Below are 24820 nucleotides of genomic sequence, written 5' to 3' on the forward strand. Positions count from 1 at the left end.
TTAATCATCAGCCCAATCTTATAAAAATTAAGCTTCAATATATTTATTGGTTTACCTGATACTGCCGGATGAGCTCTATTGTGTGCGGTGCTGCATAAAATGGTGATAACAGCTGATGCAATAGCGGGTCAAGTATGTCATTTTGATCGAGCGCTTGCAGTACAGATGGAATAAAGCGTAAACCTTCATTCATTAAGTCATCCTGGGTCAATCCTACGGCATTCAGCAGTTCTTTTAACGAATGTTCCTGGAAGTAGTGATAAAAAATATTTACCCCCTCAAGGATCAGTTGCTGTAAATAGCTACTTTCACGTAATTCCCGCCAAGATTCATAAAGTAATACAAAGAACTCTTCTATATCAATTGCAGTGAATTGCGACATACTGTCTTGTAGACTCTTATATTTGAATTCCTGCCATACATGCATTGCAATATCATATAGATCTTCTGAAGGAAGCAGCAGAAGTTCACTGAGCTGTTCTTTAATTATATTCGCGAGCCTGAATTCTAGCTTGGCTTCAATAGTCTGCTGCTGTTCCTGCATAAACTGTAAAACCCGTTGCTGAATACCTAGCACTTTATATTTGCTATGACGTAACTGGTTTAACCATGGGGTCTTGCTTTCAATAATATGAGTCGCCATTTGCAGACAGACTACATCTACCTGCTGACTCTGTAGTAATAAGTCGCGTAAATATAAGCGGACATTTGTCAGCTCGACGAGCTTTGTAAGCCAGAATTGATATTGCTGATCTGAAATAAGATCTTGAAGTTCAGTATCCGACTGTAGGGCGTACTGATGCAGCTTTTGCGACATTATTCCGATCAGTTCCAGTATTTCTGCACCCAGATTCATTTCAAAGGCGTAGCGTTGTACCACAGCATGGAGCTGAGACACATTGATTACCTGTTTAAGCTGCACCTTTTCCGAATAATGATAAAGCTGCTGGATCAAAATTTTTAAAGCTGGATGATCTTTAGAATAAATATAGTGTTGTTTTAAAAACTTCACCTGCTCAAGCAAAAGTGCTTGAGCAAGTTCATTTGGAGTGATTTTATAAATCTTTTGATTATTAGACACCAGGTTTCCAGCCATTTACTATCGGATAACGTCGATCCCGTCCGAAAGCTCGTGAGCTGATCCGCGGACCAATCGCACCTTGTCGGCGTTTGTACTCGTTACGGTCGACCAGTTTAATTACCTTCTCGACGGTTGCCCGTTCAAATCCTTTGGCAATAATATCTTCCTGACTCATATCTTCTTCGATATAAGCATAAAGAATTGCATCCAGAATATCATAAGGCGGCAAAGAGTCTTGATCTTTCTGATCTGGACTTAATTCTGCTGAAGGTGGACGGGTAATTACACGTTCAGGTATAACTGGTACTTCACTTAAACTGTTTCGATATTTGGCCAGTTCGAAAACGATAGTTTTATAAACATCTTTTAATACCGAAAAACCACCTACCATGTCACCATACAATGTACAGTAACCTACAGCTACTTCAGACTTGTTACCGGTAGATAGAACCAGATTACCAAACTTGTTAGATAGTGCCATGAGCAAAGTGCCACGGGCACGTGCCTGCAGGTTTTCTTCTGTCGTATCTGCCGGACTGTTTCCAAAGAATGGATATAGAGTCTGCAAGAAGCCATTCACAATCGGATTGATTTCAGCAATGCCAAAAGTTACACCCATAGTCTTGGCCTGTGCTGCAGCATCTTCAACAGAAATTTGTGCGGTATAAGTATAAGGCATCATTACTGCCTGGACCTTGTCGGCTCCAATCGCATCAACAGCAATAGCCAAGGTCAGGGCAGAGTCGATTCCGCCAGATAACCCGAGAATAACGCCGGGGAAGCCGGAGCGCTGGATATAGTCACGGGTTGCCATTACCAACGCCTGATAAATCTCGGCCATAGTGTCAAGCTCAGGTGCGATTTCCTGAACTATAAAGGCGTCTTTATCTGCACTATATTCGGCGTAGTGCAGGCATTCTTGAAAGCTAGGTGCACGTGTAACCAGTTCACCTTGCGGGTTTAATACAAAACTTGACCCATCAAAAATAATATCGTCTTGGCCGCATACCTGGTTCACATACACCAGATTAAAATTGAGCTGTTTGACCAGCTGCTGCATGGTCTGAATACGATGCTGTGGCTTGCCTACTTCATATGGCGAAGAGTTAAGTACCAATACGGTCTGCGCCTTAAGCTGGGTTAGCTGCTGTACTGTATTAATTGACCAGATATCTTCACAGATCAATACAGCAAACTTGTGTTCCATATATTCAAATACAAGTTGCTGGTTACCAGAAGCAAAATAACGTTTTTCATCAAATACGCTATAATTCGGCAGGTTTTGTTTATTATAAACCCCCAGTACTTGACCATCTTTAACCACAGCAGCCGAGTTATATCGCTGCCCGGTTTCAGCCTGATTAACAAAGCCAAATACCATGACGATATCTTTAACTTGTCCCAGAATTTCAAAGACCTTTTGTGTACGTTTGCTCAGACTTGGACGCAACAATAAATCTTCAGCTGAGTAACCTACTGTGCACAGTTCTGGAAAAACAATAATATCAGCACGCTGTTTTTTCGCTTCATTTGCCTGCTCAACCATTTTCTGAGCATTAAGTTCAAAGTTACCAGTATGTGGAGAGAACTGAGCCAGGGCGATCTTAAAACTTTTCATTCACACCTAATCCTATTTCTATAGGGTATAAAATACACAACATGTTGATTTAGAAGTTATAATTTTCCAACTTCGTGTACACATATTAAAAACAATTAAACAAATAAAATTTAATAGGTTGATATAACACACTTGTCTGCTATACAACGAAAAAAGAACAAGATTTTGCCGTATTGTAGTCGAAAAAAATACATATTCTAGTATTTAAATATGTACTTATAAAATATCTTATTTCAGGCAAAGGTTTATGGCACTTTTTTTACAGCATGTAGCTAAACGTTTAACGAATATATTTATTATTAAAAGACGCTTGCTTACTCCGGGAGAGCGTGAATTAGCCTATTCTGTATTTCACTCCAGTTTGAAACTTGATCATATTGAAATCATTGCTCATCACGCGATTTTAAAAAACTATGCAATGAGCCCAAATGGTCATATCTATTTTAACATTCAGGACTGGCGCGAAGATTTTTCTATGGCTCCATTGTCCATACAGTCCTGGCTGATCCATGAACTTACTCACGTTTGGCAATACCAGCAGGGAATGAACGTGATCCGTAATGCCGTATTTAACCGTCGTTATCAATACATACTGCAACAAGGAAAGCAGTTTTTTGAATATGGTATAGAGCAGCAGGCACAGATGGTACAGGATTATTTTTTAAGGCGAGTCAAAGGGCAGGAGTGTTCGGCTTATGAAGCCTGCATCCCTTTTTTAAATAAACAGATAGTATAAAAAAAGCCACCCTGAGGTGGCTTCCTGAAGTCTAATTCATGTTGAGATGAATTAACGACCTTCGATGTCGCGTTGAGTTTCGCCAGTATAAAGCTGACGAGGGCGACCGATTTTGTATGGACCAGAATGCATTTCTAACCAGTGGCTGATCCAGCCTACGGTACGTGCAAGTGCAAAGATCACAGTAAACATTTCAGTCGGGATACCAATCGCTTTAAGGATGATACCTGAGTAGAAATCTACGTTAGGGTATAGGTTACGTTTAATGAAGTATTCATCAGACAGGGCAATACGTTCAAGTTCCATAGCCAAAGCGAGCTGTGGATCATTGATGCCAAGTGCACCCAGTACTTCGTCACAAGTTTCTTTCATGACTTTAGCACGTGGATCGAAGTTTTTATAAACTCGATGACCGAAGCCCATGAGTTTAACTTCTTTAGTTTTCACTTTTTCCATGAAGTCAGCAACGTTTTCTACCGAGCCGATTTCATCAAGCATCTTAAGAACAGCTTCGTTCGCGCCACCATGAGCTGGTCCCCAGAGCGCAGAGATACCAGCAGCGATACATGCATACGGGTTAGCGCCAGTAGAACCTGCTAGACGTACTGTAGACGTTGAAGCATTTTGTTCATGATCTGCGTGCAGCGTGAAGATACGGTCCATTGCTTTTGCAAGGATCGGATCAACTTTATAATCACGGTCAGCCGGAGTCGCAAACATCATGTGAAGGAAGTTTTCAGCATAGCTCAGATCGTTACGAGGGTAAACGAAAGGCTGTCCGATGGTGTACTTGTAGCTCCACGCAGCAAGTGTAGGAATCTTGGAGATCAAGCGGATCGCAGTGATTTCACGGTGATCAACATTTTCAATATCCAGATTGTTGTGATAGAACGCAGACAGCGCACCAACCACACCTACCATAATGGCCATCGGGTGTGCATCACGGCGGAAACCATTATAAAAACGGCTTACCTGATCATGAACCATAGTGTGGTTGCGAACTTTTGCATCGAACTCTGCTTTTTGTTCAGGAGTTGGCAGTTCACCATTTAGAAGCAGGTAGCAAGTTTCAAGATAGTCAGCTTTAGTTGCCAGCTGATCAATCGGATAGCCGCGGTGCAAAAGAATGCCTTTATTACCATCGATGAACGTGATCTTAGATTCACAAGAAGCTGTCGCCATGAAACCAGGATCAAAAGTAAAGTGACCTGAGGCCAACACATCTTTAACGTCGATTACATCTGGGCCCAATGTGCCGCTGTAAATTGGTAATTCAATTTCTTTGCCATCAAGCTTAAGAACGGCTTTTTTGCCAGTTGCTTCAGACATTCAATAGATCTCCTGTCCTGGTGGATATTTTATCTGATTCGTTACTAATCTTTTAATGCGAACCAGACGGATCAAAAATTGCTACTAAGATTAGTGAGTACTGAAATTTTGTCAATTATACTTATGGATAAAAAATGACGTGGCCACATGGGTTTAGTCATTATAATCAAGTAAGGAAAGTATGAATAAAATCACAGCACCAGCTGGCTATAATAAGTCAAATTACAGGGCAGGTGCAGAAAAAAATAGGATGGTTGCCGTAAATATAAGCAAATTTTTATCCTTAAAATGTATTTTATTTCCTTCTTAAGAGAAACATGATTGTGACAAAAGATGATGAAACCTTTAACTTATTTAGTTTAGTGAGATTTAAAAGACTTCTATGGGTCATAGAAAAAACAAATAAATACTTTCGAAAAAAACGTTTGATTGTATAAAAAATGACTCATAAATTAATCTAAAATTGTTTATAAAATAGTCATTTCAGATTTTATAATCGATTGAGCTTATCCATTTCTAAACAAAGAAAGGCATTTAAAAAGTTTAAATTATGACTGTTTAAGCCATAAATAATGGAGTCAGTAAACATGTAGTTTGCTTTTATCAATTGTTCTAAGAGCATTTCAGCCTATAATTACTTTAAAAGCACATAAGGTTTAATAAAAATATTAATTAATATAAGTATTTGCTTTTATTCATCTTTAGTCTAAAACATTTGTTTTATCTTTTTATATTTTCCGATCAGGTTAAATTGTATATTAATTTAAATGAATGAGTGACTTAGCTTGAATTTTTCTGCTCTGTGGTGAGCTATAATTACTTATTTTATTGTTAATGATTCTTATTTAATGAGATTTTTATAGAAAAGCGCCAGTTGATTGTTTGTATTTTGACAGACCACGTTTTATAATTCGATGTCGTTTTATAAGTCTTAGGCATTTGCTTGCCTGACAATGCCAGCTTTCCTTCGAATTAATTCCAACAAACTCCAGCTGGAGTTTTTACCTACAGGATGCCCGCTGTGAAAAGCAACAGACCTGTCAATTTGTCCATGGGTCAGGTGTTAGCAGTAAACTTACGCTCACCCGTGGCTATTGCATCAATTTTGCACCGTATTTCCGGTGTGATCGTATTCTTACTCGTTCCAGTTCTTTTATGGCTCTTAGATAAGTCATTATCTTCACCGGAAGGTTTTGCTCAAGTTCAGGAAATCTTTAGCGGTTTCTTCGTACGTTTTATCGTATGGGTGTTTGTAGCTGGTTTGATTTATCACTTCTTCACTGGTCTTAAGCACTTGCTTGCTAATATCGGTGTGGGTGAAGGCCTGCAAAGTGGTCGTACTGCAGCTACAATTTCATTGGCTCTGTCTGTGATTGGTATCATCGCAGCCTTTGTATGGATTATGTTCTGATGAAAAGTGCTACAGGATTAACAGGTTCGGGTTCTCGCGACTGGTACATTCAGCGTATTAGTGCTGTGGTACTGGCAGCTTATACTGTTGTGGTTTTAGGATGGATCCTACTAAATGGCGGATTCACTTACGAGCAATGGTCTGGCTTTATGATGACAGTGCCAATGAAAATATTTTCATTGTTGGCGATCTTATCACTTATCGGACACGCATGGATTGGCATGTGGCAGGTGTTTACAGATTATGTAACTACCCGTCAGATGGGACCTTCAGCTAATGGTTTACGCCTTGTGCTTACGTCTGCAGTCATTATTGCTGTGTTTGTGTACGCAATCTGGGGTATCCAGATTTTCTGGGCGAATTGATAGGAAGATATCATGGGCGCGATAACCCCTAAAGAAGATTATTCAAATATTCAAAACCTCACTTTCGATGCAGTCATTGTAGGTGGTGGTGGTTCAGGTATGCGTGCTTCTTACCAGCTTGCTCAAGCAGGTTTGCGAGTTGCAGTACTGACCAAAGTATTCCCGACCCGTTCCCATACAGTTGCAGCGCAAGGTGGTATCGGCGCATCACTGGGTAACATGCAGGACGATAACTGGCATTACCATTTTTATGACACTGTAAAAGGTTCAGACTGGTTGGGTGACCAGGATGCAATCGAGTTCATGTGCCGTGAAGCACCGAAAGTTGTTTATGAACTTGAACACTTAGGTATGCCTTTTGACCGTAACGCAGATGGTACAATTTATCAGCGTCCATTTGGTGGTCACTCTGCAAACTATGGTGAAAAGCCAGTTCCACGTGCCTGTGCAGCAGCTGACCGTACTGGTCACGCACTTTTGCATACGCTATATCAAAGCAATGTGAAAATGGGAACTCAGTTCTTCGTTGAATGGATCGCTCTTGACTTGATCCGTAATGAAGAAGGCGAGGTACTGGGCGTAACAGCAATTGACCAGGAAACAGGTAATATTGCTGTGTTCCAGGCAAAAGCAACACTGTTTGCTACAGGTGGCGCTGGTCGTGTTTACCGTGCATCTACTAATGCCTATATTAATACAGGTGATGGTCTGGGTATGGCTGCTCGTGCTGGTATTCCATTACAGGATATGGAATTCTGGCAATTCCACCCGACAGGTGTTGCGGGCGCAGGTGTATTGCTGACTGAAGGTTGTCGTGGTGAGGGTGCAATCCTTCGTAATAAAGACGGCGAACCGTTCATGGAACGTTATGCACCGACTTTAAAAGACTTGGCACCACGTGACTTTGTATCACGCTCTATGGACCAGGAAATTAAAGAAGGCCGTGGCTGTGGTCCAAAGGGTGATTATATCTTGCTTGATATGACTCACTTGGGTGCGGATACAATCATGAAGCGTTTGCCGTCTGTATTCGAGATTGGTAAAAAATTCGCAAACGTTGATATTACTAAAGAGCCGATTCCGGTGGTGCCCACTATCCATTACCAGATGGGCGGTATCCCAACCAATATGCATGGCCAAGTTGTACTGCCTGAACCAGGTACAGACAACTACACCAAGCCGGTAAAAGGTTTCTATGCTATTGGTGAATGTTCTTGCGTATCTGTACATGGTGCAAACCGTCTAGGTACAAATTCATTGCTTGACCTGGTGGTATTTGGTAAGGCTGCGGGCGAACATATTATTGATTACGTGACTAAACATCACGGTGATGAATATGCTCCGCTGCCAACTAATGTTTTACAGCAGACCGTAGCCCGTATACGCAAGCTGGACGAATCTACTGCTGGTGAAAATGCACAAGAAGTAGCTGATGCGATTCGTGATATTGTTCAGGATCATGCAGGCGTATTCCGTACTCAAGCCTTGCTTGATGAGGGTGTTAAGCAGATTCTTGCGATTGAACCACGCGTTCGTAATATTCACTTGAAAGACAAATCTAAAGTATTTAACACTGCGCGTATTGAAGCTCTGGAAGTTGAAAACTTGTATGAGGTAGCAAAAGCCACCTTAATTTCAGCAGCTGCGCGTAAAGAATGTCGTGGTGCTCATACTGTGGTTGATTATGAGTTACCAGCAGATCACCCGACCTATTCATATGGTCGTCGTGATGATGAGTGGATGAAACACACTCTGTGGTACTCGGTAGATAACCGTTTGGAATATAAGCCAGTGCGTTTCAACCCGCTGACTGTTGATCCAATTCCACCAGCACCGCGTACATTCTGATCAGGAGTATAAAGATGAGTAGAGGTACTCGTACATTTCACATCTACCGCTATGATCCTGATAAGGATAAAGCGCCGTACATGCAAACTTTCAAGCTTGAGCTGACTGATAAGCACCGTATGTTGCTTGATGCTCTGCTGGCGTTAAAAGTACAGGACGAAAGTCTGACTTTTCGCCGCTCTTGCCGTGAAGGTATTTGTGGTTCGGATGGTGTAAATATCAATGGTAAAAATGGTTTGGCTTGTCTTGAAAACTTGAATGACCTGCCAAATGAAATTACTATTCGTCCATTACCGGGTCTGCCAGTAATCAAAGATCTGGTTGTTGATATGAACCAGTTCTACGAGCAGTATAACAAGATCCAGCCATTCCTGATTAATAATCAGCCTGCACCGCCAAAAGAGCGTTTGCAGACTCCGGAAGAGCGTGATCATCTGAACGGTCTGTATGAATGTATTTTATGTGCATGCTGTTCTACTGCATGCCCATCATTCTGGTGGAATCCTGATAAATTCCTGGGACCGTCAGCATTGCTAAATGCTTATCGTTTTATTATTGACTCGCGTGACACAGCGACTCAGGACCGTCTGGCACGTATGGATGACCCGTTCAGTCTTTTCCGTTGTAAAGGTATTATGAACTGCGTATCTGTTTGCCCTAAAGGTTTGAATCCGACTAAGGCAATTGGTCATATCCGTAATATGCTACTTGATCAAGCCGGTTAATTAATCCCTAAAGAAGAGCGTACATCACAGGTGTGCGCTCTTTTTGTTCATTTGTGTAAAAGATAGGGGACTTTATTTGTAATTCGCTCTATTTTTTATATAAAGCACCGTATGTTAAAGCATAAAATTTTTAATGTATTTAGCCAATTTATAGGAGGTATGTGTCAAAAAAATCAATTCAATCTGGAGTTCATGTTACGATATAACACACAGTTATATTTGAAAAAAATGGCTATTCTATTGTTTATTTATTAAGCATATTGAGGATGGTTGAGCAAAATTTTACTAAAAGTTGCTTTAGAAAAGCTAATTCGCCGATTTATCTTTTCTAAGACGATTTTGCAAAAAAATTGCTCGGTATTGCCGAGTATATAAATGAATGATGATGCAGGTAAGAGCGTTATGATTCATAACACACACCGGTCAATTCTGGTGTGATTATAGCGCCCGTGGTCTGAGTACCGAGTGGGTATTAATGTCATTTTACCAATTTGGCATTATCAAGCATGGGTATGCTTAACAAGCAACCTGTAATGTTTTTGCAATAGGAAATGGGTCCACAAATGCAAGAAGTTGCTGACGCATTGCGTCTTGACACTGAACTTTCCGCTGATAGTGCAGCGTATATTGAAGAGCTTTACGAGCAGTACCTGACTTCTCCGACCTCAGTAGGTGAGGATTGGCGCCAGTATTTTGATAAATTCCCTAAAGGTGATCAGCCTCACAGCAATGTACGTGAGCAATTCCTATTATTAGGACGTAATGGTAGCCGTGGACAACCAGTTGCGCAAAGTGCAGTAAGTTCTGAACATGAACGTCGTCAGATTGGGGTGTTGCAATTAATTGCAGCTTACCGTAACCGTGGGCACCAGAAAGCCAAATTGGATCCGTTGGGCTTGGCAAAACGTGAAGATGTTCCTGATCTTAACCTGTCTGCACATGGTTTGACCAAATCTGATCTGGATACTGTATTCAATACAGGTAATCTGGCAATTGGCAAGACGGAAGCTACCCTTGGTGAAATGATTGAAGCAATGGAGGCGACTTATTGCGGCTCAATCGGTGCCGAGTATATGCACATTGTTGATACCAAGGAAAAGCGCTGGATTCAGCAACGTCTTGAAGGTGTACGCGGTAAATATGATTTTACTGCTGACCAGAAAAAATTATTTCTTGAGCGTTTAACTGCAGCTGAAGGCCTAGAAAAATTTCTGGGTAATAAATATGTAGGTGCTAAACGCTTTGGTGTGGAAGGTGGTGAATCTTTCATTCCTATGGTCAATGAACTGATCCAGCGTGCCGGCTCAGTAGGCTGTAAAGAAGTTGTGATTGGCATGCCACACCGTGGCCGTTTAAACCTCCTGGTCAATATTATGGGTAAAAACCCGGCTGACCTGTTTGGTGAGTTTGAAGGCAAAATGCTGAATAAGAAAGGTTCTGGTGACGTTAAATATCACCAAGGCTTTTCTTCAAACGTAATGACCCCAGGCGGTGAAGTACACCTTGCCTTGGCATTTAACCCATCCCATCTTGAAATTGTTGGACCTGTAGTTGAAGGTTCAGTGCGCGCGCGTCAAGTACGTCGTAAAGATATCGGTGGTGACGATGTATTGCCATTAATTGTACATGGTGATGCTGCATTTGCAGGTCAGGGCGTGAATATGGAAACTTTCCAGATGTCACAGACCCGTGGTTATACTGTAGGCGGTACGGTTCATATCATTGTGAACAACCAGGTTGGTTTTACAACTTCTGACCCGCGTGATGCGCGTTCAACTGAATATAGTACTGACGTTGCCAAAATGATTCAGGCACCTATCTTCCATGTGAATGGTGATGATCCTGAGGCTGTAATTTTTGCTACTCAATTGGCGCATGATTTCCGCCATACTTTCCGTAAAGATGTAGTAATTGACCTGTTCTGTTATCGTCGTCGTGGCCATAATGAGGCGGACGAGCCAGCAGCAACTCAGCCAATCATGTATCAGGTTATCAGCAAGAAACCGACAACCCGTACTTTATACGCAGACAAACTTGTTCAGGAAAATGTTCTGGACCGTGCTGCTGCTGACAAGATGGTTGAAGATTATCGTGCTGATCTTGAAGCAGGTAATCATGTTGCCAGTGCACTGGTTCTTGAGCCAAATACTAAAATGTTTGTGGACTGGGCTCCGTATCTTGGCCATGACTATACCGATGACTGGGATACCTCATTTGACTTGACTCGCCTGAAACAGTTGGGCGAAGGCATGCGTAAACTTCCTGAAGGTTTTGTAATGCAGCGTCAGGTTCAAAAAGTAATTGATGACCGCCTGAAAATGCAAACTGGTGAAATGCCATTAAACTGGGGTGCTGCTGAAACTCTGGCTTATGCAACATTGCTAGACGAAGGTTATCTGGTACGTATTACCGGTGAAGATGTAGGTCGTGGTACCTTCTCACATCGTCATGCCAAACTTCATAACCAGACAGATGGTTCCACTTACATTCCGCTTTGCCATGTAAAAGAAAACCAGCCACGTTTTGCATTATATGATTCGTTGCTGTCTGAAGAGGCTGTACTTGCATTTGAATATGGTTATGCAACCACTATTCCGCATGGCCTAATTATTTGGGAAGCACAGTTTGGTGACTTCGCAAACTGTGCCCAAGTCGTGATTGACCAGTTTATTGCTTCTGGTGAAACTAAATGGGAGCGTGTATGTGGTCTGACCATGTTACTTCCACATGGTTACGAAGGCCAGGGCCCTGAGCACTCATCTGCTCGTCTTGAGCGCTTCTTGCAGCTATGTGCAGAAGACAACATGCAGGTGATTACTCCAACAACGCCTGCACAGATTTTCCATGCGCTGCGTCGTCAGGCAGTACGCCCGATCCGTAAACCAATGATCGTTATGTCTCCTAAGTCGCTGCTTCGTCATAAACTGGCAACTTCGACTCTGGAAGAGCTGGCAACGACTTCATTCCAGACAGTGATTGATGAGATCGATACACTTAACAAGGCCGACGTTACCCGTCTGGTGCTCTGTGGTGGCAAAGTCTATTATGATCTGCTTGAAAAACGTCGCGAGCAGGAACTGAACAATACTGCAATCGTTCGTATTGAACAGTTGTATCCATACCCAGAAAAACGCCTTGCTGAAGTTCTTGCCTCTTATCCAAACGTGAAAGAACTCGTGTGGTGTCAGGAAGAGCCGAAAAACCAAGGGGCCTGGTTATTTATTGCGCCGCGTTTATATGACGACGTAATGAAAACAGGTAAGCAAGTCCGTATTAGTTACGCAGGACGTGAAGCATCTGCAGCACCTGCATGTGGCTCACCTTATTTGCACGCAAAACAACAAGCTCAGCTTATCAATAATGCTCTAGCAATCGAAGCTGAACAATCAGGAGATTCTAAATAATGGCAACCGAAATTAAAGCCCCGGTATTCCCAGAGTCAGTTGCTGACGGCACGATCGCAACTTGGCACAAGAAAGTCGGTGAAGCTGTTTCACGTGATGAAGTCATCTGTGACATCGAAACTGACAAAGTTGTTCTAGAAGTGGTTGCCCCTGCAGACGGTGCTCTGGTTGCTATTGTTAAAGATGAAGGCGACACAGTTCTTTCTGATGAAGTAATTGCACAGTTTGAAGCAGGTGCTGGAGCTACAGCAGAGCCAGCTCAAACAGCAGTAACTTCTGATGGAAATGTGGAAAATGCATCTGCTAATACAGAAGCTGGTCCAGCTCCTGTAGTTGAGCGCAGCCAGCCTGTACAGGATCAGGCACCTGCTGTACGTAAAGCTTTGACTGAAACAGGTATTAACGCTTCTGATGTTTCTGGTACAGGCCGTGGTGGTCGTATTACTAAAGAAGACGTAGCAAACCATCAGTCTAAACCAGCTGCTGCAGCTCAGCCTCAAGCGCTTAGCGTAGCTGTAGGTGAGCGTATTGAAAAACGTGTTCCGATGACACGTCTGCGTAAACGTGTTGCTGAGCGCCTGCTTGCAGCAACACAAGAAACAGCAATGTTGACTACGTTTAATGAAGTTAACATGAAGCCAATCATGGATATGCGTAACCAGTATAAAGATGCGTTTGAAAAACGTCATGGTGCGCGTCTGGGCTTTATGTCTTTCTTTGTGAAAGCAGCAACTGAAGCGTTAAAACGCTATCCGGCAGTCAATGCTTCAATTGATGGCGACGATATCGTATATCACGGTTTTTATGATATTGGCGTAGCAGTTTCTTCTGATCGCGGTCTTGTAGTACCTGTCCTGCGTGACACTGATCGTATGAACTATGCTGAAGTTGAAAACGGTATTCGTGCATATGCTGGCAAAGCGCGTGAAGGCAAACTTGCAATTGAAGATATGACTGGTGGTACTTTCACAATTACCAACGGTGGTACTTTTGGTTCGCTACTTTCTACTCCGATTTTGAATACGCCACAAACTGCGATTCTGGGTATGCATAAAATCCAAGAGCGTCCTATGGCTGTAAACGGACAGGTGGAAATTCTGCCAATGATGTATTTGGCATTATCTTATGATCACCGTTTAATCGATGGTAAAGAAGCAGTAGGCTTCCTTGTAACAATCAAAGAATTGTTAGAAGAGCCAGCTAAACTTATCCTTGATCTTTAATACTTACCAGCAAAATAAACCAGGATAAAGTCTCCCTTTATCCTGGTACTTGGAGATAAATATGTCTCAACAGTTTGATCTTGTTGTGATCGGTGGTGGCCCAGGTGGTTATGAAGCAGCAATTCGTGCTGCACAGCTGGGCTTCAAAGTTGCTTGTATTGAAAAACGTATTCATAAAGGTAAACCATCTCTGGGTGGGACCTGTCTAAACGTTGGCTGTATCCCATCTAAAGCATTGCTTGACTCTTCTCATCGTTATGAAGATACCGTTCATCATTTGGGTGATCATGGTATTACAACAGCTGAAGTGAAATTTGACCTTGAAAAGATGCTTGCTCGTAAAGACAAAGTGGTAGAGCAACTGACCGGTGGTGTAGCTCAGCTACTTAAAGGTAATGGGATCGAGTGGCTGCAAGGTACAGGTAAACTGCTGGCAGGTAAAAAAGTTGAGTTTGTACCATTTGAAGGTGAGACTCAGGTTCTAGAACCTAAATATGTAATTCTGGCATCGGGTTCTGTACCAGTAAATATTCCTGTTGCTCCTGTAGATCAAGATCTGATTGTAGATTCTACCGGTGCACTTGAATTCCCTGAAGTTCCTCAGCGTTTAGGGGTAATCGGTGCAGGTGTAATTGGTCTTGAGCTAGGTTCAGTATGGCGTCGTCTGGGTTCAGAAGTTGTTGTATTTGAAGCTATGGATGCATTCTTACCAATGGCCGATAAAGCACTGGCTAAAGAATTCCAGAAAATCCTGACTAAGCAGGGTCTGGACATCCGTATTGGTGCGAAAGTTTCTGGTACTGAGATCAATGGTCGCGAAGTAACTGTTAAATACAGCCAGGGCGGCGAAGATAAAGAACAGACTTTTGATAAGCTGATTGTGTGTGTAGGTCGTAAAGCTTATGCAGAAGGTCTGTTAGCTGAAGACTCAGGTATAAAACTGGCAGAACGTGGTCTGGTAGAAGTAAATGATCATTGCGCAACTTCTCTTGAAGGTGTTTATGCGATTGGTGATTTGGTTCGTGGTCCAATGCTTGCACATAAGGCAATGGAAGAAGGCGTAATGGCTGTTGAGCGTATCCATGGCCACGCTGCACAAGTAAATTATGACACTATCATCAGTGTAATCTATACCCATCCGGAAGCAGCATGGGTCGGTTTAACTGAAGAGCAGGCAAAAGAAAAAGGCCACGACGTTAAAACTGGCCAATTCCCGTTTGCTGTGAATGGTCGTGCACTTGCTGCAGGTGAGGGCGCAGGTTTTGTAAAATTTGTTGCTGATGCTAAAACTGACCGTCTACTGGGTATGCACGTAGTAGGTCCGGCTGCCTCTGACATCGTTCATCAGGGTATGATTGCCCTTGAATTTGTATCAAGTGTTGAAGACTTGCAGTTAATGACTTTTGGTCATCCAACTTTCTCTGAAGTTGTGCATGAAGCAGCTCTTGCAGTCGATGGACGTGCAATTCACGCAATTCAGCGTAAACGTAAATAAGATTAAAGAAAGAGCGGTTCAAGAGCCGCTCTTTTTTGCTTCATGGGTTGCAATGATTGGCACAACCCTCTAAATATAAAGACAAGATTAAATAATTGCTAATGTGTACCGTGATGGAAGGGTACATAGAAGTATGGATAAGAAAGTAGAACTAGTAAAAGGTAAGTAAATGAATTTACATGAGTATCAAGCCAAAGCGCTATTAAAAAAATATGGTATGCCTGTTCAGGAAGGTATTTTAGCAACCAATGCTGATGAAGCTGTTGCTGCCTTTGAACAGCTTGGTGGAAAGTTTGCAGTCATTAAGGCCCAGGTGCATGCAGGTGGCCGTGGTAAGGCCGGTGGTGTACAGGTTGTTAAGTCAAAAGAAGAAGCCGCAGATTATACCAGTCGTATTATTGGTACACGCCTAGTCACCTACCAGACAGATGCCAATGGCCAGCCAGTCAATAGCGTACTGGTCTGTGAAGACGTTTATCCTGTGGAGCGTGAATTATACTTGGGTGCTGTGGTTGACCGCTCTACTCGTCGCATTACCTTTATGGCATCCACCGAAGGTGGTGTTGAAATTGAAAAAGTTGCAGAAGAAACACCTGAAAAAATTATTAAAGTTACAGTAGACCCTCTGGTTGGCCTGCAACCATTTCAGGCACGGGAAGTAGCCTTTGCACTGGGTTTGAAAGATGGCCAGATTAATCAGTTTGTTAAGCTGATGACAGGGGCTTACCATGCTTTTGTAGAAAATGATTTTGCCCTGTTTGAAATTAACCCGCTGTCTGTACGTGAAAATGGTGACATTCTTTGTGTAGATGCCAAGGTGGGCATTGATTCCAATGCACTGTATCGCTTACCAGAAGTCTCTGCGCTACGTGATAAGTCTCAGGAAAATGAACGCGAGCTTAAAGCTTCTGAATTTGACCTGAACTATGTAGCCTTAGAAGGCAATATCGGCTGTATGGTAAATGGTGCCGGTCTTGCTATGGCAACTATGGACATCATCAAATTATATGGTGGACAACCAGCTAACTTTCTAGATGTAGGTGGTGGTGCAACGAAAGAGCGGGTGATTGAAGCATTTAAAATTATCCTTGCTGACAGCTCTGTTCAGGCAGTATTAATCAATATTTTTGGTGGTATTGTACGCTGTGACATGATTGCAGAAGCAATTATTGCTGCGGTTCAGGAAGTGAACGTAACTATTCCTGTAGTCGTACGACTTGAAGGTAACAATGCCGAGCTTGGCGCCAAGTTACTGGATGAATCCGGTCTAACACTTATTTCTGCTCAGGGCCTAGCTGATGCCGCAGAAAAAGTTGTTGCAGCAGTAAAAGCATAAGGAGTATCAATCATGAGCGTATTAGTAAATAAAGACACCAAAGTATTGGTACAGGGTTTTACAGGTAAAAACGGAACTTTTCATTCAGAACAGGCCATTGCATACGGTACAAAAGTAGTCGGTGGTGTAACACCAGGTAAAGGCGGCCAGAGTCATTTAAATCTTCCTGTATTTAATACTATGCGCGAGGCGGTACAGGAAACACAGGCAGATGCGTCTGTGATTTATGTGCCTGCACCATTTGTACTGGATTCTATTGTAGAAGCAGTAGATGCAGGGATTGGACTTATTGTAGTCATTACCGAGGGTGTACCTACTCTTGATATGCTTAAAGCCAAGCGTTATCTGGAAACCAATGGTAACGGTACGCGTCTGATTGGACCAAACTGTCCGGGTATCATTACACCGGGTGAATGCAAAATTGGAATTATGCCGGGACACATTCATCAGCCAGGCCGTATTGGAATTATTTCCCGTTCTGGTACGCTAACTTATGAAGCGGTATCACAAACTACCCGTCTGGGATTAGGCCAATCTACCTGTATTGGTATTGGCGGAGATCCAATTCCAGGAATGAACCAGATTGATGCGCTTAAATTGTTTCAGGATGACCCCGAGACTGATGCGATCATTATGATTGGTGAAATTGGTGGGACAGCCGAAGAAGAAGCTGCTGAATATATTCAATCAAATGTGACCAAGCCAGTTGTGGGTTATATTGCCGGTGTAACAGCTCCAAAGGGCAAACGTATGGGCCATGCAGGTGCAATTATTTCTGGTGGTAAAGGAACAGCAGAAGAAAAATTCTCTGCTTTTGAAAAAGCGGGTATGGCATATACACGGAGTCCGGCAGAACTAGGTTCTACCATGTTACAGGTGTTGAAAGATAAAGGCCTAGCTTAAGTAGACAGCAAAAAAGCTCCGAAAGGGGCTTTTTTATTATGAGAATGATGGAGAGAATTAATTCTTCTTCAATGCTATTAGGATTGTAAGTTTAACTCAAGCTTAGTTTACCCTATAGTTGTCCACCTTAAAGCAAACTATTTAAGTAGATTAGATAAGTAATTTGCTTTAATTTAAGTCTATAACTTGTAGATTTTGATATATCATATTTTTTATAGACAAAAAAAATACGCAATGATTGGGGTGATCATTGCGCAGAACAACGAATCTGCATACACAGTTTCGGTTAAGGAGAAATGTCATGAATTTAGAAGCTTTCTAAATCATGAAAGTATAATATTTGAATACCTGAGTAACTTCCTTGGTATTCACGTTAACAAGTGTTAAATCACGTTAAACTATAGGTTATATTGTAATTTTTTAAATTGTGAAATTTTATGCGGTTGAATTTTAAAAATTAATATTCCAATTAAAAAGGCCCTTAAAGCAGGGCCTGTATTAATACTACAATTTTAAAAGTGGAACATTCCTAAACCGCTTTTAATTTCATCTAGAGTTTGCTGGGTAATAACCTGACATTTTTGAGTGCCTTGACGTAAAACATCCATAATATAGTCCGGATCTTTTTGCAATTCTGCACGACGTTCACGAATTGGACCGATCAGCTCTTTTAAAATACCTTCTAGACGCTTCTTCACAGTGCCATCACCTAGACCACCACGACGATAATGGGCTTTTAATTCTTCTAATTCTTCTTTATTGGTATCGAAAGCATCAAGATAGGTAAAAACCACATTACCTTCTACCTGACCCGGATCTTCAATACGCAAATGATTAGGATCAGTATACATGGCATTAACTGCCTTTTTAATATCCTTATCTGAAGCATCCAGAACAATGGTATTACCCAGAGATTTAGACATTTTGGCCTTACCATCAAATCCCGGTAAACGGCTCATGTTAGAAAGTAAGGCTTTACATTCAGGCAAAAGCTCGCGGCCAATCTGACGATTAAGACGACGAACAATTTCATTCGTTTGTTCAATCATTGGAATCTGGTCTTCTCCTACCGGCACAACAGTAGCTTTGAATGCCGTAATATCGGCAGCCTGTGCGACCGGATAACATAGAAAACCTGCCGGGATATCGCGCTCAAAACCTCGCATCTGAATTTCAGACTTGATCGTTGGGTTACGTTCCAAACGCGACACCGTCACAAAGTTCAGATAGAGCATGGTCAGCTCATTGAGTGCCGGTAATTGAGATTGCACACAGATGGTGGTTTTTTCCGGATCAATACCCACTGCTAAATAATCTGTAGCGACTTCCAGAATATTCCGACGTACTTTTTCAAAATTATCGGCATTATCAGTTAAAGCTTGAGCATCGGCGAGTAACAGGTGCTGGTGATGGGAGTCTTGCAAGCCTACACGAGAACGTAGTGAACCTACGAAATGTCCTAGATGGAGCTGTCCAGTCGGGCGGTCACCAGTCAAAATAACTGGGCGGGTATCTTGATCACTCATGATGCATTCCAAAGCGGTTGTAAATTAAGCAAAATATATTAATTGATGAAGTCTATTGTAAGGCATAAATACTGGCAGTGCCTCTTTACAATAAACTCCAGCTGGTAAAAAGTGAGAAATTTAATAGATAAACATATAAAGCTTATACACTTTCTCTGATTAAAGCGATTTAAACTAGCTATATAACGATAAGATTGGGAACATAAAATGGCGAGCAGCTTGCTTTTATTATTAGATGATATTGCCACAATTCTGGATGATGTCGCAGTCATGAGTAAAATGGCTGCAAAAAAAACCGCAGGGGTGCTAGGTGATGACTTGGCTTTAAATGCCCAGCAAGTCAGTGGTGTCCGTTCAGATCGGGAATTGCCAGTGGTCTGGAGCGTAGCAAAAGGCTCATTTGTGAATAAAGTTATTCTAGTACCTTTAGCGTTGCTTATCAGTGTAGTTGCTCCATGGTTAATTAGCCCATTGTTAATGATTGGTGGCTTATTCTTGTGCTATGAAGGTATAGAAAAAGTTTTGCATTCACTACAGCGTAAAAAGCCACATAGTCCTGAAGAAGCAGTTGCCAAGCTCGAACAGGATGAGATTGATTTGCATGCCTATGAAAAAGATAAAGTCAAAGGTGCAATTCGAACAGATTTTATTCTTTCTGCTGAAATTGTAGTAATTAGCTTGGGTACAGTTGCAGCAGCCAGTTTTATGACTAAAGTTACAGTACTAAGTATTATCGCTATTGTAATGACTATAGGCGTGTATGGACTGGTAGCCATGATCGTAAAAATTGATGACTTGGGCCTGCATTTGACTGAACAGGTTTCAAATTTTAAACAGCGTATTGGTCAGGCTCTTTTGAGCTTTGCCCCGATTTTGATGAAGACTTTATCAATCGTCGGTACCATTGCTATGTTTCTGGTCGGGGGAGGCATTATTAATCATGCTGTTCCTCTAATACATCATTTTACTGAAGATACTGTTGATCATGTTGAACTGATTCCTACTTTGGGGCATATCGTAGGAGCAATTACACCAACTTTAATAAATTTGGGAATCGGCATAGTAGCGGGTTTTATTGTTCTGCTTTTAGTCAGTGGAGTTAAAAAAATCTGGCCAAAATCTAAACAGAAATCTGCTTAAGCTATCAGCTTTTGCGACATCGTAATAATAGGGAAGGGGTAAACTATGCGTTGGAAAGGTCGCCGTGTCAGTACTAATCTGGAAGATCGCCGGGGTGGAGGCGGAGCAAAAGCAGGGGGTATCAGTATATTAGGTCTGATTGTTGCCTTTGTCGCCTGGAAGTTTTTTGGTGTAGATCCGCAGCAGGCTTATCAGGCAACAAAACAGGTAACCGCCGGACAGCAGGTAGAAAGCGTCGGCCTGGAAAATCCAACGCCCCAGCAGCAAGAAGCCGCAGATTTTGTCGGGACTGTTCTTGCTGATACCGAAGACACCTGGCAGGCAATTTTTCAGGAGCAGGGGCAAAATTATACCCCTCCTAAACTGGTCTTGTTCAGTGGCGTGGTTAATTCACGTTGTGGTACTGCACAGGCGGCAATGGGGCCATTTTATTGTCCAGCTGACCAAAAAGTTTACATAGATACCAGTTTCTTTAAAGATATGCGCCAGCAGATGGGAATTTCTGGTGAGCAGAACCAGACAGAACTCTCTCGACAAGACCAAGCCGGAGACTTTGCTCAGGCTTATGTAATTGCACACGAAGTGGGTCACCATGTACAGAACCTGTTAGGTATCTCTTCTCAAGTGCAACAGGCTCGCAGCCGTGCTAGTCAAGTACAAGGAAATCAGCTTTCAGTCCGGCAAGAGCTTCAAGCAGACTGTTTGGCCGGAGTGTGGGCACATCATAACCAGCAGCGTACCCAGTTTCTAGAGCAGGGTGATGTTCAGGAAGCAATGGATGCTGCCCATAAAATTGGTGATGACTATTTGCAAAAAAGTGCAACTGGACAAGTTGTACCTGATAGCTTTACGCATGGAACCAGTGCACAACGTATGCAGTGGTTCCAGACCGGCTTGAAGAGTGGTGATCTTAACCGGTGCGATACTTTTAACCAGCCAGTTTAAGGCAGTTAAAAGAATTATTGAGTACAGAAAAGATTATTACTGTACTCAATAATCTATTTTGTTAAAAAACTGCGAAAATTTTTCAAGATACGAATACTTGAAATTAATGCAATGATCGTAAACAGAAAAACTCCTAATAAGTAATATTTAAGGGCAGACATATCCTGTTGATAGAAATTAATCACTTGTTGTTGTGTTAAGGTTAAGTTGCTTGGCATGTTAGTCTGAGTATCTACATAGTTTATAGACTGAATATATTGATAAGGGCCAATAATTTGTAGAACTGCTTTTCGAACTTCTCTATATGGACTTTTATCATAGCCAGAAAGACAGAGCGTAGTCTGATAATGCTCACAACTGATTTTACTGATATATCCTTTGCCTTTTAAAACAATAAAAATTGCTCGATCTGGCTTTTGGCTGTTAGACAGGAGCAGATAAGACTGTTGATTGCTTGAAACCAGCTCAATCTGTTGGCGGTACTCTAGCCACGTATTCGCCTGTGCCAGTGTGTTGAATTTGCTGTAACAGGTCAGTAATAGTGCCAGAGTTACAGTAAAAATGATTAAAGCCAGGATAAGACGAAAAATGAATTTTAAAGATTGATGCATGAAAAGAAATATACAGCCAGTATTTATGAGAAATATTATTATAGTTTGAAATGATCTGGAAACGGCAAAAGCCGAATTGTTTATGCGAGAACCAGGTCTATTTAAAATGAAATAAAATTATCCATGACCTACCCCTAGAAATGGGAGTAAAATTCCCAGTTAAGAGTTTTATAACTGATATTCATCTAGAAGTGACTGATTGGATGCGTTTTAAGAAAGCCAGCAGTTATATTCAAGGATTCGCATGGGCAATTTTTTTCTTCTTCAAGCTTTAACGGTTATTTTTGCACTTTCAATCGCAACTACAATTTTTAATAAACGTATTTTAGACTTTCCTCAGGCGATTGGTGTGCCAATTGTCTCGGCAGTTTTTGTATTTATTTTGCAGTGGGGTGCGAGCTTACTTAATGGTAACCAGTTTATAGTCATTAATATTCATAATATTGAAGAAGCTGTACGCGGGATTGATTTCTACGACTTTCTTATTAATGGCGTAATCTGTTTTATCCTGACCTCGTCTGCGCTTAAATTTAAAATTTCTGACTTAAGAAGTCACTGGAAACCCATTGGAATTCTAGCCACGATTGCACTGGTAATCTGTGCTGTATTTTTCGGTGGCATCCTTTATGGTTTTCAGGCATTAATTGGAAATCCGGTCCCTATTTTAGTCTTGCTGTTATTGGGATCTGCTTTAGGTGCAACAGATCCAATCGGAGTTAAAGGGGTGTTAAGTTCAGTTAGAGCACCTCATCATTTGATTGTGAAACTCGAAGGTGAGTCACTGTTTAATGATGCAATGTGTATCGCCGTCTTCATGACTTTACTGAATGTATTACAAGGCGAACATTTTACCTTATTGGGCACATTAGAAAATTTTCTCTATGAAATTGTGGTAGCTGTAATTATCGGTTGGGGGTTCGGTTTAGGAATTTTACGCTTATTGCGCGGCAAGCATGAAATGGAGTCCCTGATCCTGACAACTGCGCTGCTGGCCTGCGGTTCTTACCTGGTTGCCCTGTTTGCTCATGCTTCTGCACCAATTGCTTGTGTTATTGGTGGTCTCATTGTTGGGAATAAATGGAAAGAAATCCTGCATGATCGTGAAATTCGTGAAGTAAATCACTTTTGGCATACTGTAGAAGGCATTATTAATTCATTTCTGTTTACATTAATCGGATTGGAGCTGTTCATTCTGGACTTGAGTAGTAGCATGATCCTTGGAGGAATATTTGCATTTTTTGCCCTGCATATTTCACGGTTTGCCGCAAATTTCTTATCTTTCGCCTTTTTCCCATCTTTTCGCAAAAAGAGTTATAACGGTAGCTTAACCATTTTATCGTGGGGAGGAGTGCGGGGTGGTATTTCACTGGCACTCATATTAGCTGTGGCTAATATTCCACAACTACGTGAATATAGCAGTATTTTGATTGGCTATACTTTCATTAGTGTATTGCTTTCAGGTGTGGTTTGCGGTTTAGGACTACCAGCCGTTATGAATGCTTTTTACTATAATCCAAATGAAGAGACTCAAGGCTTTAAAGGATGGTATCAACGTTTATGCCACAAAATGAATCGTAAAGGTTTTAAATATATTGTAGGAGAAGATGCGAATGGTAATGAAACCATTACTGTGTATCAGCCCGAGGAAATAATGGACCAGAAAACTGATGATGGCATCGCGGCTGTCCATCATCCGATAAAAGCACAAGAAGTCAAACGTCTGGAAAGTCCTGATAATTTTTAAAGGCAATTTGATATGCAGACTATTTTAAGAATAATAAAAATCAAGATACTAGATTGACTATTTTTAATAAATTTATCCTAAGTGTTACCGTGTATTTCAGTGTTGTTTTTATGTAAAAAATGAAAATATTTCTTATTTACATATCTTTTTTTTATCTCTTTAAAACAATCACTTAATAAAATAAAAAATATATGTATTTGATTTATATATTTTAACTTTAAAGCAGACTTGCTTACTCAACTTAATAAAAAACTTACTTGTTTCATGCTATCTATTTATAAAGCTTATTAAATTTTCTAGGAAGAAAATAGTTACAAAGCAAAATCTAATAAAGCTAATTTTTAATAAAAAATTCAGGAAATTAGCTCCTCTAATAATATGTAAGGAAGAATATAATGGCGGATATTTCTATAATTTCAAAAGAAACAGCTCAGCAAGTAGAGCATATAGGTAATAGTTTTAAATTAGGGGAGCCTGTAGTTGTCGTTATTGATGTTGCTCCAGAGGAGGTAGCATCTATTGATCGTAGTGGAAATAACCTTACTATCACCTTGAAAAATGGTGAGCAAATTTATATAGAAAATTATTTTGCCGCTGATAATAGTCTGGTCTTTAAAAATGATCAGAATCAGCTTTTACTGGCTCAAGTTACTGATGCCAGTGGTGCAATATTAGATCCAATTTCTTATTTAAACTTAGAAGAAGTCACACCACTTTTATATGGAGCAGAGAGTGAAGCTTTTGTTCCCTGGTTAGTTGGGGCAGTAGGAATAGGAGGATTGGCTGCAGCGGTAACCTCTACTAGCGATTCTTCCGATGATACAAGAAATGATATTACACCACCACAGAAACCAATTATTACTGAAAATAATGGTGATGGTTTAAGTGGTACAGGTGAAGCCGGCAGTACAGTAATTGTTAAAGATAGCCAAGGCAATCAGACTGAAATTAAGGTAGGAGAAGACGGCAAGTGGAGCATTGAGCCGAATCCGTTAAATGAAGGAGAACAGGGGACAATTGAAGCAGTAGATCCTGCTGGCAACAGTTCAGGACAATCTCCGGTTACAGGAGGCGACCAAACTGTCCCACAAGCTACATTAGACACATTGTTAACAAATGACACCACCCCGGGCCTGAGTGGCACGGTAAATGACCCGGCAGCCCGGATTGAAGTCAGCATTAACGGCAGCACCTACCAGGCCATCAACAATGGCGACGGCAGCTGGAGCCTGGCCGACAACATCATCGCGGTCCTGCCGGAAGGCCTGATTAACGTAACCGTAACAGCCACCGATGCGGCGGGGAACCGCAGTGCAGTGACCGGCAGCATCCGCATTGATACCACCGCCCCGGCAGCACCGCTGCTGGATGCGGTCAATG

General features: G+C 41.6%; 19 protein-coding genes. 14 read left to right on the top strand and 5 right to left on the bottom strand.

The genetic code is table 11. From position 1 onward, the window contains the following. Positions 1-43: 43 nt before the first annotated feature. Together N518_RS0115800 and N518_RS0115805 are read right to left on the bottom strand one after the other, a co-directional pair. Positions 44-1081: a hypothetical protein gene (locus N518_RS0115800; protein ID WP_228133354.1), complete on the bottom strand. Its 1038-nt coding sequence runs from the start codon at positions 1079-1081 to the stop codon at positions 44-46. Next, positions 1074-2699: an NAD+ synthase gene (locus N518_RS0115805; protein ID WP_005015749.1), complete on the bottom strand. Its 1626-nt coding sequence runs from the start codon at positions 2697-2699 to the stop codon at positions 1074-1076. The genes N518_RS0115800 and N518_RS0115805 overlap by 8 nt, the downstream gene beginning before the upstream one ends. Before the next feature lie 247 nt (positions 2700-2946). On the opposite strand from N518_RS0115805, the gene N518_RS0115810 reads away from it, so the two are divergent. Continuing rightward, on the top strand, positions 2947-3435 hold the full coding sequence (locus N518_RS0115810) for a hypothetical protein (protein ID WP_005025006.1): 489 nt from the start codon (positions 2947-2949) through the stop codon (positions 3433-3435). A gap of 51 nt (positions 3436-3486) precedes the next feature. On the opposite strand, the gene gltA is transcribed toward N518_RS0115810, so the two are convergent. Continuing rightward, positions 3487-4764, bottom strand: a complete 1278-nt coding sequence (gene gltA / locus N518_RS0115815) for a citrate synthase (protein ID WP_005015746.1) — start codon at positions 4762-4764, stop codon at positions 3487-3489. A 1012-nt stretch (positions 4765-5776) separates the two neighbouring features. On the opposite strand from gltA, the gene sdhC reads away from it, so the two are divergent. The 9 genes from sdhC (at position 5777) to sucD (ending at position 17474) form a co-directional block, all read left to right on the top strand. Continuing rightward, the gene (sdhC, locus tag N518_RS0115820; protein WP_034594357.1) at positions 5777-6175 is read left to right on the top strand and encodes a succinate dehydrogenase, cytochrome b556 subunit; all 399 of its coding nucleotides are present in this window, start codon (positions 5777-5779) and stop codon (positions 6173-6175) included. After that, a complete protein-coding gene (sdhD, locus tag N518_RS0115825) occupies positions 6175-6540 on the top strand; it encodes a succinate dehydrogenase, hydrophobic membrane anchor protein (RefSeq protein ID WP_005015742.1) in 366 nt (121 codons plus the stop codon). The genes sdhC and sdhD overlap by 1 nt, the downstream gene beginning before the upstream one ends. A gap of 12 nt (positions 6541-6552) precedes the next feature. Beyond that, the gene (gene sdhA, locus N518_RS0115830; RefSeq protein ID WP_005015740.1) at positions 6553-8388 is read left to right on the top strand and encodes a succinate dehydrogenase flavoprotein subunit; all 1836 of its coding nucleotides are present in this window, start codon (positions 6553-6555) and stop codon (positions 8386-8388) included. Between the two features lie 14 nt (positions 8389-8402). Continuing rightward, positions 8403-9113 carry a succinate dehydrogenase iron-sulfur subunit gene (locus N518_RS0115835; protein WP_005015737.1) on the top strand — a complete coding sequence of 237 codons (711 nt, stop codon included), beginning with the start codon at positions 8403-8405 and terminating at the stop codon, positions 9111-9113. A 563-nt stretch (positions 9114-9676) separates the two neighbouring features. Next, positions 9677-12517 carry a 2-oxoglutarate dehydrogenase E1 component gene (locus N518_RS0115840; protein ID WP_005025010.1) on the top strand — a complete coding sequence of 947 codons (2841 nt, stop codon included), beginning with the start codon at positions 9677-9679 and terminating at the stop codon, positions 12515-12517. After that, positions 12517-13740: a 2-oxoglutarate dehydrogenase complex dihydrolipoyllysine-residue succinyltransferase gene (gene odhB / locus N518_RS0115845; protein ID WP_005015734.1), complete on the top strand. Its 1224-nt coding sequence runs from the start codon at positions 12517-12519 to the stop codon at positions 13738-13740. The genes N518_RS0115840 and odhB overlap by 1 nt, the downstream gene beginning before the upstream one ends. A 61-nt stretch (positions 13741-13801) precedes the next feature. Next, on the top strand, positions 13802-15235 hold the full coding sequence (gene lpdA / locus N518_RS0115850; RefSeq protein WP_005025012.1) for a dihydrolipoyl dehydrogenase: 1434 nt from the start codon (positions 13802-13804) through the stop codon (positions 15233-15235). A gap of 169 nt (positions 15236-15404) precedes the next feature. After that, on the top strand, positions 15405-16571 hold the full coding sequence (gene sucC, locus N518_RS0115855; protein ID WP_005015729.1) for an ADP-forming succinate--CoA ligase subunit beta: 1167 nt from the start codon (positions 15405-15407) through the stop codon (positions 16569-16571). Positions 16572-16583: 12 nt separating this feature from the next. Next, positions 16584-17474 carry a succinate--CoA ligase subunit alpha gene (gene sucD / locus N518_RS0115860; RefSeq protein ID WP_005025017.1) on the top strand — a complete coding sequence of 297 codons (891 nt, stop codon included), beginning with the start codon at positions 16584-16586 and terminating at the stop codon, positions 17472-17474. Positions 17475-17986: 512 nt separating this feature from the next. Here sucD and trpS read toward each other — a convergent pair. Next, positions 17987-19000 (bottom strand): tryptophan--tRNA ligase, encoded by a 1014-nt coding sequence (trpS, locus tag N518_RS0115865; RefSeq protein ID WP_005015726.1) that lies wholly within the window; start codon positions 18998-19000, stop codon positions 17987-17989. Positions 19001-19207: 207 nt separating this feature from the next. Between trpS and N518_RS0115870 the strand changes: the two genes are divergently transcribed. Continuing rightward, complete coding sequence (locus N518_RS0115870) at positions 19208-20140, top strand: DUF808 domain-containing protein (RefSeq protein WP_005025019.1); 933 nt, start codon at positions 19208-19210, stop codon at positions 20138-20140. 45 nt (positions 20141-20185) lie between these two features. Continuing rightward, positions 20186-21085, top strand: a complete 900-nt coding sequence (locus N518_RS0115875) for a neutral zinc metallopeptidase (protein ID WP_005025022.1) — start codon at positions 20186-20188, stop codon at positions 21083-21085. Between the two features lie 53 nt (positions 21086-21138). Here N518_RS0115875 and N518_RS0115880 read toward each other — a convergent pair whose 3' ends face one another. Further along, on the bottom strand, positions 21139-21696 hold the full coding sequence (locus N518_RS0115880) for a hypothetical protein (RefSeq protein WP_005025024.1): 558 nt from the start codon (positions 21694-21696) through the stop codon (positions 21139-21141). A 244-nt stretch (positions 21697-21940) separates the two neighbouring features. Between N518_RS0115880 and N518_RS0115885 the strand changes: the two genes are divergently transcribed. Together N518_RS0115885 and N518_RS16580 are read left to right on the top strand one after the other, a co-directional pair. Then, complete coding sequence (locus N518_RS0115885; protein WP_005015707.1) at positions 21941-23440, top strand: cation:proton antiporter; 1500 nt, start codon at positions 21941-21943, stop codon at positions 23438-23440. Positions 23441-23835: 395 nt separating this feature from the next. Further along, a partial coding sequence (locus N518_RS16580; protein ID WP_228133355.1) for a BapA/Bap/LapF family prefix-like domain-containing protein occupies positions 23836-24820 on the top strand: 985 nt, incomplete at its 3' end.

Origin of the sequence: Acinetobacter sp. UNC436CL71CviS28 (assembly GCF_000620525.1) — a bacterium.
Taxonomy (GTDB): domain Bacteria; phylum Pseudomonadota; class Gammaproteobacteria; order Pseudomonadales; family Moraxellaceae; genus Acinetobacter; species Acinetobacter radioresistens.